The organism is Paenibacillus caseinilyticus, assembly GCF_027533645.1.
Classification (GTDB): domain Bacteria; phylum Bacillota; class Bacilli; order Paenibacillales; family NBRC-103111; genus Paenibacillus_G; species Paenibacillus_G caseinilyticus.
The window spans coordinates 42642-55567 of sequence record NZ_JAQAGY010000036.1 but is presented as its reverse complement, the minus strand read 5'-3'; the positions used below and the strand labels follow the sequence as shown (position 1 = coordinate 55567).

Annotated in this window: 6 protein-coding genes; 3 read left to right on the top strand and 3 right to left on the bottom strand. The window is 56.4% G+C overall.

Features of this window, described 5'->3' with window-relative positions:
- Positions 1–139: 139 nt before the first annotated feature.
- Positions 140–475: a hypothetical protein gene (locus O9H32_RS31230; RefSeq protein ID WP_269869998.1), complete on the bottom strand. Its 336-nt coding sequence runs from the start codon at positions 473–475 to the stop codon at positions 140–142.
- A 167-nt stretch (positions 476–642) separates the two neighbouring features.
- On the opposite strand from O9H32_RS31230, the gene O9H32_RS31225 reads away from it, so the two are divergent.
- The 3 genes from O9H32_RS31225 to O9H32_RS31215 all read left to right on the top strand — a co-directional run bounded on the left by O9H32_RS31225 (position 643) and on the right by O9H32_RS31215 (position 9212).
- A complete protein-coding gene (locus O9H32_RS31225; protein ID WP_269869997.1) occupies positions 643–1029 on the top strand; it encodes a hypothetical protein in 387 nt (128 codons plus the stop codon).
- Between the two features lie 275 nt (positions 1030–1304).
- Complete coding sequence (locus tag O9H32_RS31220) at positions 1305–2204, top strand: cation diffusion facilitator family transporter (RefSeq protein ID WP_269869996.1); 900 nt, start codon at positions 1305–1307, stop codon at positions 2202–2204.
- Positions 2205–2459: 255 nt separating this feature from the next.
- On the top strand, positions 2460–9212 hold the full coding sequence (locus O9H32_RS31215; protein ID WP_269869995.1) for an Ig-like domain-containing protein: 6753 nt from the start codon (positions 2460–2462) through the stop codon (positions 9210–9212).
- Between the two features lie 91 nt (positions 9213–9303).
- On the opposite strand, the gene lplT is transcribed toward O9H32_RS31215, so the two are convergent.
- Together lplT and O9H32_RS31205 are read right to left on the bottom strand one after the other, a co-directional pair.
- Complete coding sequence (gene lplT / locus O9H32_RS31210) at positions 9304–10500, bottom strand: lysophospholipid transporter LplT (protein WP_269869994.1); 1197 nt, start codon at positions 10498–10500, stop codon at positions 9304–9306.
- A gap of 4 nt (positions 10501–10504) precedes the next feature.
- Complete coding sequence (locus O9H32_RS31205; protein WP_269869993.1) at positions 10505–12652, bottom strand: AMP-binding protein; 2148 nt, start codon at positions 12650–12652, stop codon at positions 10505–10507.
- Positions 12653–12926: the final 274 nt, after the last annotated feature.

Genomic DNA, 12926 nt, shown 5'->3' with positions numbered 1-12926 from the left:
GGCTGAAGAGTTTGCTTTCTCGATATCTGGAACTTCGTTAACCTTTTGGAACCGCCGTATGCGGACCCGCATGTACGGTGGTGTGAGAGGACGGGGGCTAGGCGCCCCCTCCTACTCGATTGTTAGCAGTGCAGCCAGGCTATGGCAATCGGAGGAGGATCAGGTTCCCGATCAGCGGCAAAGGCTTCATCAGTCCATTGACGGCATTGAGGATACCGATCAGAATCAGCACCAGCAGAGCCAGATTGGCTATAGGGAGCAGCAGCAGACCAAGGAGCGGGATGAGACCCAATACGATATTGGCTGCAATGGCGGTCAGCAGCAGAATCAGCCCTTGGTTTGCATGGTACATGGCATATCGCGATTCTTTGGCCGCCAGCAGCGGCAGGAAGAACAAGAGGTAAGCAGCGGCGGCGATCCATTTGTTCGCTTGGACGTCGTCCGGCTTAGGAGGGGGCACGGGATCGGTGCTCATGTTCGAATCACCTCTTCTTCGTCAAATTCGGGCTTAAGGGATAGTGATACATCATATGTTTGTTCGCAGGCGAGTATGTGCGCCGGGCAGGAATAAGCTTCCTCTTCCGGGGCCAAACTATAATGGAAAACGATCCCGGATCAAGCGGGCGGAAAGGAAGGAAAGTCATGAACAGCGCACCGATCACCTTCGAATTCGAAACCCGTAAAACCGCCCTGCTGGCAATGGATACACTGGAGGAGCTGGGCTACCGCACCGCCCTGCATGATGAGCCGCAGAAACCGCTGCTGCATGTCATTGTGGACCGGGGGGACCTGACGTCCGCCTTGGAGATCGCCGAGGCGCACGGCGGCCGTCTGCTCGAGACGGCGAATTTTCCGAGCGAGCCGGCCGTGTTTGCGCTGGCCTACGATCCGGACGGGGGCATACCTATCCCTGCCCACCTCGTGGGAGCGGATGAATATGATGTAACCGCAGCGAGCAGTACGGAAGACGACAGCTTCGACCCTTCGGGAGACGATTATAACGGGTTCGGCGCTGGCATCCATCTCTAGGTTCGACGCCGCTCTGGCCTTAAGGACAGCGGTCTCTCCGCGGGTAAGGGGGAACCGCTGTTTTTTTGTTCACATGACGAATATTGGACAAGACCTACAACATCATGAATATTGGACAAGACCTACAAGATTTCAGCGGGTGAACAATGTTGCACAGGGCCTATATTTATTAACGCGGAAAACACTGTTTCTCTAGACCCACACGCTCGGCGTTTGTTATGATGGGTGGGACTTTGAGGCGGACGAACGCCGCAGGATGATGGAGGGACACCGCTGTGGAAACCTATGATTCTTTGAAAGAAGGCGAGAGGGGGGCATGGCTCAGCATTGCCGCCTATATTCTCTTGTCCATTTTCAAAATTAGCATGGGCTATATGACCGGTTCTGAGGCGCTCACGGCGGATGGAATCAACAATACGACGGACATCATCGTATCGGTGGCCGTACTGGCGGGATTGCGCATTTCCCGTAAGCCTCCGGATGAGGATCACCGCTATGGACATATGCGTGCGGAGACGATTGCCTCTCTCGTGGCTTCTTTTATCATGGCGCTTGCTGGTTTGCAGGTCATCATCCAGGCGGGGCGCAGCTTCCTGGCAGGGGAGCATGCCGCGCCGAACCTAATGGCAGCCTGGGTTGCACTGGCCTGCGCCGTTATTATGTGGGGCGTATACCTGTATAACAAAAGGCTGGCCCAGCGGATCAACAACCAGTCGCTGATGGCGGCCGCTTACGATAACCGGTCCGACGCCTTGGTCAGTGTGGGGGCGGCTGCAGGGATCATCGGTGCGCGGCTCGGATTTCCGGTTCTCGATGCCGTTGCGGCGCTGGCCGTCGGTGTCGTCATCCTGAAGACCGCCTGGAGTGTCTTCTCGGATGCTTCACATGCGCTGACCGATGGGTTCGACGATCAGAAGCTGGAGGTGTTCCAGGAGACGGTGAAGTCGACCCCGGGGGTCAAACGGATCAAGGATATCCGTGCCCGCGTCCACGGCAGTCATGTGCTGCTCGATGTAGTGGTGGAGGTCAGCGCGGAATTGTCCGTAGGCGAGAGCCATGATATCAGCGACGAGATCGAAAGACGCATGGCGGACGAGCATCACATTAGTAATGTGCATGTGCATATTGAGCCGTATACAGAGAATGAGCGGGAACGGCATCAGCAGGAGATCTGAATAACGACTTGTGAACTGTCCTGGAAGGGGCAGTTTTTTTATTTATCGACATACTACGACTTTTTTCCCCTCATTCTAAAGAAAATCTTAGAATATTTTGTCAGAAGGTAGGATACAGCCTCCGAAATTCATTATATAATCAGTTTGAATCATAAAAGTTGGTACTAAAGTCATTCGTGCCCTGCATGTATCAGGAACGAGAAGGTGCCAATGTTCCTTGATAACATCATATGAATAGAGGAGAAACAGGACAGAATGACTAATTTTACCAAGTCAACTAAAGTTGATATGGCGGCCTGGATGTACCGAAGTTTCCGGGAATCCAGCAGCATGGTCAGCAAGACCATCGTTACCTGTATGCTGGGTACTACGATGCTGTCGGCTGCTCTAGGAAGCATGGATTCGGCCTATGCTTCAGATGCCCAGTCATCCGCGGGGAATGCAGTGTACGGAAGCGGTGGTGCCCGGGTCACGCTGAAGGATTTGCAGGACTCTTATGCAAAGAAGGAAATAGAGGCTCTTGTCGAAGCCGGTGTGGTTTCCGGTTACGAAGACGGAACGTTCGCTCCTTCCAAGGGCATGAATCGTGCCGAGATGGCTAAGATGATCTCAAAAGCTATGGGCATCTCCGAGGACCCGGCTTATGCGGACAAATTCACGGATGTGGCATCGGATAGCTGGTACAAAGGATATGTCGGCGCATTGGCCAAAGCGGGTATTACGCAGGGCACATCGGATTCGGCCTTCAGTCCGGACAGTGCCGTTACCCGTGAGGAGCTTGTCGTCTTCTTCATCCGGGCCTTTGGCTTGGAAGAAGCTGCGGCTTCCTACGAAGGCGCAGGCATCTTCACTGATGAGGGAACGATTTCCCCCTGGGCGCTGCCGCATGTTCACATGGCTTCTGGTATGGGATTCATCGGTGGAGTCGACAACGGGGACGGTACGCTTCGCTTCGACCCTCGCTCCAATGCCGAGAGGCAAGCATTAGCCCGCTTGGCTTATGAGTATATGAATGGAAAAGAGGCCTATTTGGCGAAGGCCAAAGCATTGCTTGCTCCGGTAAAGCCTGCGGATAAAGAAGAACCGAAAGCTCCACCTGCTGCTCCGGCTGCCGGTGGTGGCGGAGGAGGAGGAGGAGGGGGAGCTCCTTCCAGTACAAAGGCGAAGCCGACCAAAGCAAGTTACTTGGATTTGACAACCATTGAAGTTCAGTTCAGCAATGAAGTTTCCGGGCCACAAGCCGGTGATTTTACTTTCAGTAACGGTCTTAGCGTAACGGGTGCTTCCCTGAAAGCCGGCAGCTCCACCACGGTCGTACTTACAACAAGCCAGCTGACAGCCGGCCAAATCTACGTTCTCAGCTACAAGGGCGGGGATTCGAATGTACGCCTTCAGGCTCCGAGCGTGGAAGCGGTGCTGAACAGCGGCTGGACTTATCAGGGGGATCTTACCCTTACGGAGAAAGGCACCTTCGGCCGGGCCGAAGGTACCGGAACAACTGTTAACGGGACACTTGTAATGGATCCGGGGGCGTCTTCGGATGTGCATCTGCAGAACGTCAAAACTTCGAACCTGACCATCCGCTCGGGAGCCGAGCATTCGCTTCATTTCAAAGGCGTGAAGGTCGAAGGGACGTTGACGGTCGATGCTGCCGGCCAGAGTCATCCGGTTCGTGTAGTCGCTGAATCCGGATCCGCTTTTGGCAAGACGAAGGTTGTATCGAAGGCTATCCTGGAATCCAAGTGGAATGAAGCCGCCATGGGGGATATCGAAGTTTCTGTAGCTCAGGGGGGTGATCCAGTAACTCTGGACGGTGCCTTTGCCGGTTTGATTACAGTGGCGGGGGATGCTGCGAACCTTACCTTGGCGGGAGGAACACGCGCTACAGGCATCTTGGCGCGCGGCCCCCTGCAGCTTCATGCCGGTGCGGACGCTTCTCTGGAACGCCTGGACGTCGATGCGCCTAATACGGCCGTTTCGCTTCAAGGCAGCGGAAATATCGCATCCGTTACGGTCACCGAGCATGCTGCGGGCAGCAAGCTTGCTATTGGCAGCGGAGCGGGAGTGCATAGGATGATTTTTAACGCTAATGCAGCTCTTTCCGGCGATATCGAAACGCTGAAGAAGGTAGTTTTCGAAGCCAAAGAAGGCGTTACCTTGGCGGTGGAAGATGAGCTTCTGAGACAAGCTTTGAGGGGGTCTGCTGCAGCAGTGGCCCGGAAGGCCATTGAAGCGTTGGGGGAAGTAACGGATTACTCCGAAGAACTCGAGGCTGCTGTCGCTTCTGCGAGAGCCTACTACCGTGGGGCCCAGCTGTTCGGAGCGGAAGTAACCGATCTGGGGAGTGCCGCGCTTGAGAAGCTGGAGCAGGCTGAGAAGCAGTTGAACGAGAAGCGCCTCCAGGTCTTGAATGGGGCCCTGTCATCGCTCGCAGTCGGTTATGCGGCAGGTGAGAATGAGCAAGGCGTGAAGAGCAGCGTAACACTGCCCCTATCCGTCAAGCTTAGTTATAAAGGATCCAAAGATAAAACGTCGGAAGTCATCTGGACCTCGAGCTCTCCGCAAATTGTCGGCACAGACGGCCGGGTCAACCGGCCGGGGGCAGGCCAGGCGAATGCTCAGGTTGTGTTAACCGCTTCGATACGAGTAGGGAACACCGAGGCCGCTCGTCATTTTGCCTTGACGGTAGAGGCGATGGCCGCTCCTGCGCCGCATCCGGATCCCCAGCCGAGCGGGCTGATCCGTGCCGTTCAAGCCGGCACGGTCGCCGACTCGTCCTCCGGGCACGGGTTGAAGCTTTCGGATCTGCAGGTGGAATTTACCCTGCCTGTCGAGGACAAGTGGAATGCGCCGCAGGGTATTATGTTGGCAAGGGATGCGTATCAGCTCGTTCTGTGGCAGGAAGGTGAGAATTCATTCCGCCTGCCGCTCAATCTCTCTGACGAGACACCGCAGGCTGACCGGCATATGCTGTATGCTCAGCTGAATTACGGGCGTATACCGGCCGTTAACCCGGGACAAAGATACAGGCTGGAGCTGATTTCATCCCAAGGTGAGCTTGCCGGATCAAAGACGTTCCAGATCGGCCTGGAACCTACGGGTCTGAAGGCAGAGGATCGGGACGAGCACCCGGGGATCGACGGACGTGACTTTACGGTCACCTGGACTCCCTCCCTATGGGAAGGTGCCGAGCGCCAAGAGATTTTTATTCTCCCGGCCGCTACGGAACTGGACCGCAGCAAGCACCAGCCCGTGGCTGAATTCCGTGATAATACGACCCACACATGGACTGGAATCGAGTCGACAGTAGACAGTCTTGGTCAAGCGTTGGAGCATGGAGAGTATCTTATCTATATCTCGGCCTTAAAAGGGACGACAGAAGCCACGTCTGCCGTAGTTATCGTCCCGGACGGGATACAGACCGAAGCTCCTGTAGTAGGGCCCGAGTTTTATGATAACAGATTGCTGGAAGGAAGAACGGAGCCGAACGCTTCTGTATACCTCAAAGATAGCGAACGCCGTATACTGAATTTCGCTCAAGCCGATGATTCCGGATTCTTTTTACTTCAGCTTCCGAATTTGTTCGTAGGTACGGCAGGGTCCACGCTGTATGTATCCAGCAAAAGTGCGGGCAGGAGAGAAAGTCAGGAAGTACCCGTTGTTCTGGCAGCAGGTCCCAAGACCGATGCCCGGGAACTGGATGCAGACTTCTACAAGGACGGTGGGATCATACGTCTTCCGAGAGGGTTTGAAGGCGTAATTCAGGTAGTTGCGGAAGACGGCAGTGTCCTGGAACAGGAGTATGTTAGTTCTCCCGGTTACGATTATAATGCTACTCTAACGCTGGATAAGGCTTGGCAAACTGCCCAGTTGCAGAAGACGGATCATGTAACGGTCCGAATCAAGTCGTGGCGCTTCAGCGCAAGCATTCCCAAAACGTTCCCGGTGAAGCCTGCTCAAGGACAAAGTAGCATCCCGGCGGTGTCCGGAGATATCACGAATGCCGAGAGTACGATTACCGTCACTCCAGGAAATTCTAGGGCTTTGATTTCATTGAAGCGGGAGAATGGCGGACTCCTCTGGCAGGGATATGTGGAGTTCGATGGAATATATATCAGCGGTTTCCTGTTGAACCCAGGTGACAAGGTACTGATAACGGCTGACGAGATCGGCAAAAGTGAGAGCGAGCCGGTCATTCTGAAGGTACTTCAGGCTGAAAGAACGCAGCTTCAGTCGTTTGTCGGAAACGTTGATGAAGACGGAGGCACCGTTACAGGGAAAGCGGAGACGGGAGACTACTTGAAATTTCGGGTATGGAAGAAAGACGGTACGCTAATTGAGACCGTAAGCTCCCATAATTCTGACGGTTCATCATCTGTAAGCTTCCGCGGAAGCTATCAGGTCGGTGAAGAGATTTATGTAACCGCACGTGCTTCAAATAATCAGGAGAGTGTTCCCCGGATCCTGCGTGTAGAGAAAAATTCTGATATCATGACCTCCATGCCTGTAATCGAGAGTGTCTATATCCAGCAAGGGTCTGCTCAAGGTACGGCGGAGCCTGGCGCCTATGTCTGGCTGACCCAGTCTAACGGAAATGAATTTGCAGGGGTTACCAATCTCTCCGGAGCATTCTCTATTCCTATATTCGATCGCAAGGGTGGTCTTACTTCGGGAGAAATCGTTCAAGTTACAGCGGATGCGCCCGGGAAGATCAGGAGCGATTCGGCAGCCGTTCAGGTCTATTCCGCTCCGAGGACGCCGACCCCTTCCGTAACGACATCTCTCTATAATGGTGTCGTGAACAAGCTAAACATCTTATCTAACCCGAATACGGAAATTTGGGTGAAGGATGAGACGGGAAGCATGCTTCAATGGACCATGACGGATTATTCGGGCGAGACGGAGATTGAATTAGGCCCGTATTCTTCCGACAGCAGCAAGCTGTATATTTTTGCACGATCCTTCTATATGGAAGAGAGCCTGCCGTATGTGCTTGAGATGCTGCCCAAAGGGCAAAGCTCACCGCCTAGCGTGACAGGTACGGTATATATTGACGGTTACCGGCTTGAGGGCACTTCCATTCCCCAGTCACGTCTTACACTGATGAAGGACGGAACCGTTCTGGATGAAACCCAGGCGAACTACTATGACGGACAATTCGAGTTGTACGGGAACGGGAATGGATACAGCAGGCTCCAATCGGGTGATGTGGTCAAGGTCACAAGCCGTGAGCCCTTTAAGTCCACCAGTCTGCCAGTCGAATTCGCAGTTCAGCCGATCCAAGGCTATACGGATGCTCCTCATGTGATCGAAGCGGTCTACGAGAATTCGAATTGGATTAAAGTTCAGACGCTGCCTGGTGCAGTGGTTACCCTTCAGTCGCTGAATAAGGAAGAAGCCCGGGTGGAAGCAGACAAGCAGGGTATTGCCGATCTTCCATTCTCTTTCAACTCGGAACGGGACCTTAGGCTTACTGCCGACATGATCGGCCGCTCGGTAAGCGAGATCGTATGGGTTCACGTTCTGCCCGTGCCTCCAACCACACGGCCGTATGCAGTATCCGCGGCGGTCTATGAGGACGGGGGAGAGGTTCGCGGTTATACGGAATCCTACGCAGCCCTAGAATTGAAACGCGCAGACGGCAGTGTTATCGCGAGCGGTTCTGCCTTCTCCGATGGGGCGTTTAATCTGGTAACCCCTTCTCAGCAGCTGGCGAAGGGAGAAACGTTGTCCCTTACGGCCAAAGTTTGGAGTAAGAGCGTCAGCGAATCGTATCCCATCACGGTGACGGGAAGCATCAATGGGCAGACGGTGAAGCCAACAGTCACCGGCTCTGTCTATGATAATGGAGGAAGCCTCCGTATTGCAGCGGGTCCGCGCCAATGGGTTCGCGTGGTTACGGAGGATCAGACCCTATTTACAGAATGGACCGGTGACTACTATTACGGGTGGGACCGCTATGTCTCGACTCCTTCGCTGCGGCTTGGAACGAAGGTCTATATCACGGGAGATGCTTTCGGCAAATTCGAAAGCGAGCCGGTCGTGTATACGGTTCAAGCTGCACCCTTAACCGTGACCCCATCGGTCTATGGCACGGTATATGAAGATGGCGGCGTGCTTACAGGAACGGCGCCAAGCAATGCATACCTCCGGGTGTACAGAGCCGATAACTCCATTGTAACTACAGGGTACGCGGATTACTGGGGCGGTTACCGGATCAATCTGACATCATATTCGTTTACTGCGGGGGAGAGTCTGAGCGTGGAAGCGCAGGTTTCCGGCTCTAACCCGAGTTACAGGGTTTTTCTGAGTGTGCTTCCGGTTCAAGGAACGACAGCCAAGCCAAGCGTAAGTGGTGCTGTATATCAAATGGACAGCTACAGGCTTAGCGGCTATGCGGAGCCTTATTCGAAGATTAAGGCAACGAGAGATGACGGGCAGTTCGTTACCGGATCCTCAGGAGAGTATGGATACTTTGACCTCTATTATGGTTACAATTGGCTTTCCGGCAGCCTGAGTCTTACCGTGACGGCGGATACGTACGGCAAGCTGGTCAGCGAGCCGCTGGTCGTTCCGGTTGTTTCTCCGCAAACACCGGCGCCCTCCGTATCCGTAAGTGTCTATGGATCTACGTATACCTTGTCAGGCTACGTGTATCAGCCAACGCAACTTCGGGTTCGTGACGCCTACGGCCTGGATCTGTTCTACAACGCAAGCGGCAGCTTCTCATGGAATATACCTGGCTACCAGATTCATGGGAGCCAACTGATCCTTACAGCCATGCGTAACAACTACTCCGTGAGCGAAGCCGTCTACATCACGCTGCCGTACACCGGTTCCTCTGTAGGAGGCAATGTGTACGGCGGTGGAGGCAGTGTCAGCGGATCGGTGTACGGATTCATGACTGGGGGAGACTCGGCTTCCGATCAGAATAATCCGACCCCTTCGGAAGACAGGTACCAAGCCTTCGCAGCTGCGGCTGTGCTTCCGCAAAGAAGAGCCGCATAACGGGTTACTGTTAGCGTAATCGCATTGCAAGGAAACAAGAAGGCCCCGTGCTCAGCAGTGACTACTGCCGAGCCCGGGGCCTTTTTTGATATTACACCGCCTGCTTCAGCCGCGGCACCATGCCTTTCAGGTACCAGACCAGGCTGCCGAAGATCAGGGCGATGCCGGCTGTCGTCAGCGAAACGTTCACGCCGCCTGCGATGAGCAGCTTCGCCAGCCCGACGCCGCCGATCATGAAGAGATTCTCGCTGAAGTTCTGGATGGCGATCGTCTTACCGGAGCCGACGAGGTGCTTGCCTTCGTCCTGCAGCACGGTGTTCATCGGGATGATGAACAAACCGCCAAGGGTGCCGATAAGCAGCAGCAGAATTACGGTGAGCACGAGATGCACGGGCAGCAGGGCGAGCAGGATCGCCGCCAGCATCAGGAAACCGAATAAGTAGGCGCGGTAGAATTTCTCGATCCGTACAAGCCGCGGGGTCAGTAGGGCGCCGATCACGATGCCGATGCCGGTGGCCCCGATGATGCCGGACTGCAGCAGCTGGTTCTGCACCCCGAGATACTGGGCGATCCAGATCAGGAAGGTGATGCGCAGCACGGAGGAGGTCATCCAGAAGGCGCTGGTGCCGATGAGCGAGAAGCGGGACTTCGGCTCGGTGAACAGGATGCGTACCTCGCGGAAGAACGCCTTCGCCGAGTCGCCGTAACGGAGATGCGAGTTCCCCTCCCGGCAGGAGATGAGGGGGGTCAGCACGGAAGAGACCAGATACAGCAGCACGCATGCTGCAATGCCGATGGCCGGCGCGAAGGAGGCGAGCCAGCCTCCGCCGACGGTGCCGAGCAGAATGGCAAGAATCGTGTAAGATTCGAGGTTGCCGTTGGCTTTGTACAGCTGCGTGGTGTCATCGCCAACAATGTCGGAGAGCACCCCATACTTGGCGGGGGAGAAGACGACGGCGCCGACGCCGACCAAGGCATAGGCCGCTGCCGGAGGCAACGGCGTGAACAGCAGCAGCGTTCCGCCCGTCTTGAGGAGATTGCCAATGAACAGTACACGGGATTTGCGGTTCTTGTCCGCGAAGGTCCCGACGAACGGAGCCAAGATCACGTAGGCGAGCAGGAAGCCGATCTGCACGCCCAGCATCCCTTCTTCCGGATTCGCCGCTCCCCGGGCGGAGAGGACGCCCAGAATGACGAAGAACACGGCATTATCGGCGAAAGCGCTGAGAAACTGGGACACATACAGGGAGCGCAGGGAACGGGAGACGGAAGAAGGAGGACGGTTCATGACTTCACGCTTCTTTCTGTGATTGGAATGTAGTGGATGGGGCGCCCTGGTGCTCCAAAACAAGCCGCTGCAGCGAGGCATAATCGGTCTTGCCGCTGCCGAGCAGGGGCAGGCTGACGATAGGCACGAGCCGTTCGGGCAGCAGCAGCGGCGTCACTCCCTCCTTGGCCACATAGGCGCTGAGACGGGAGCGCTCGTACTCCGGAGCCGTATGGAAGAGCACAATCCGCTCTCCCTTACGGGCATCGGGGACGGCTACGGCTGCTACGCTATCGCTGCCGAAGCAGGCCGCGGCGGTCTGTTCTACGGCGTTCAGCGAGATCATCTCGCCGCCGATCTTCGCGAAGCGCTTGAGCCGGCCCGTGATGCGGACGAATCCGTCCTCATCGATCTCGACCACATCGCCGCAGTCGTACCACTCGGGGCAAGGGACGAACCCTTCCCCATGCAGCAGATAGCCCTGCATCACATTGGGCCCCTTGACGAAGAGGTTCCCTCCGGCTACGCCCGGTACTTCTTCAAGTTTGTACGTAATACCGGGCAGCAGACGGCCGACGGTCCCCTTGCGGTAATGCAGCGGTGTATTCAGCGACAACACAGGAGCCGTCTCGGTCGCTCCATACCCTTCGAGGATACGGATGCCGAATTTGTCCGTCCACAAGGCGCGTACTTCATCTTTGAGCTTCTCGGCACCGGCAACGACATAACGTACGGCATGAAAATCGTAAGGGTGGGCCGTCCGCCCGTAAGCGGCGAGGAAGGTAGAGGTGCCGAACAGGATCGTAGCATTACGGTCATACACCAGCTCCGGAATGGCCTTATAATGCAGCGGGCTCGGGTACAGGTACACCCGCATGCCGGTCAGCAGCGGCAGCAGGGTGCCGGCTGTAAGGCCGAAGCTGTGGAACAGCGGCAGTGCGTTGAACACGGCATCCGCCGGTGTGAAGTCGATGGATGCCCGGGCCTGCTGTACATTGGCCTGCAGGTTGCCGTGGCTGAGCACGACGCCTTTGGGTTTGCTTTCGCTGCCGGAAGTGAAGAGGATCACGGTCGGCCGTTCGCCAGACCGGTCGGCTCTCCTGCCACGCAGCAGATCGATGAGGGCGCCGAGCTTCACGCCGGCTCCGAGGGAAGCTCTCAAGTCCTCCAGATAGACCATGCGCGCTCTGGCGGAGAGGTCGGCTGCCATGGCCTCCAGGCCGGCCTTCTCGATGAAGGTCCGGGAGGTCAGCACAGTCCGGACGCCGGCGGTCTCGCAGGCATCGAGGACCGCCTGCCGGCCGGCCGAGAAGTTCAGCAGCGCCGGTGTCTTCTGGAGCCGGAACAGGGCGAGGAGGGTGACGACGGCTGCCGAGGCATTCGGCAGCAGCACGGCGGCGTGCCGCTCCTCCCGCAGCAGGGGCTCGAGGCCGCGGCTGAGCGCATAGGCGCCGGTGAGCAGCTTGCGGTAGGACAGCACGCCGGATAGATCCTCGCAGGCGGCGGTGTTCATTCCGTGCCGGCGGCCGGCCTCCAGCACTTCGTCGAACAGGTTCGCCTCAGGCTTCAGACGGCTGTGCAGCAGCTGCTCCTGCAGCGCGCGGCCGATCCGGTCGGCTGCGGCCTCCTTTTGCCGGCGCATGCTCTGGCTCCGGTCCCATTCGATCCGGATCGGTGAGCCGATATTGATAGTGACGGCCGGGAACCAGACCGTGCGGAGCTTGCGGCCCAGATACGAGGCCTTGGAATGCTCCAGCCCGTTCAAGGCGATGGGATAAAGGGAAGCGCCCGTACGCAGGGCGATGTAACCGACGCCGTTATAGATTTTCATGAGGCCGCCTGTAATGGTGATGCGTCCTTCTGGAAAGAGAAGGAGCGGCGTGCCGCTGTTCACCACTTTGACCATGCGGCGGACCGAGTAGGGGTTGACCGGATCGACCGCTATATGGCTGCGCAGTTTGAGGAAGGGGGCGAACCGCGCCGCAATCCGTGTGTTGACGACGAACGTGACTTCCTTCGGCAGGTACAAGGCCAACAGAACGGCGTCGAGCAGCGAGAGATGATTCGGCATTAGCAGCGCGGGGCCGGTGAAGTCGAGTTGTTGCAGGCCCTGGATCCGGAGGCGGAAGAGGGCGGTAAGGCACCATTTGAGCATCCACATAAGTATCATCATAAGGGTAACCTCCTGTTGACGGGTTGAAATTCGAGCGGGGCTGATGTGACAGCTTCCGGATCGCAGCGGACTACAGTGACGTGAAGCTTGCTGCGGTTATTAGATGATCTTAGTACTTGGTTCTAAATATAAGTATATGGATTCTCGGCTGGAACAGTAGTACTAACTTTCTGTAGTACCAGGGGCGGGGGGGATCTTTCGCGGAGATGAGAGATGCGCCTCTATAGGGGATGAAGCGCCGTAAGCGTGCCCTATGCAGCCTATACGGCAAACA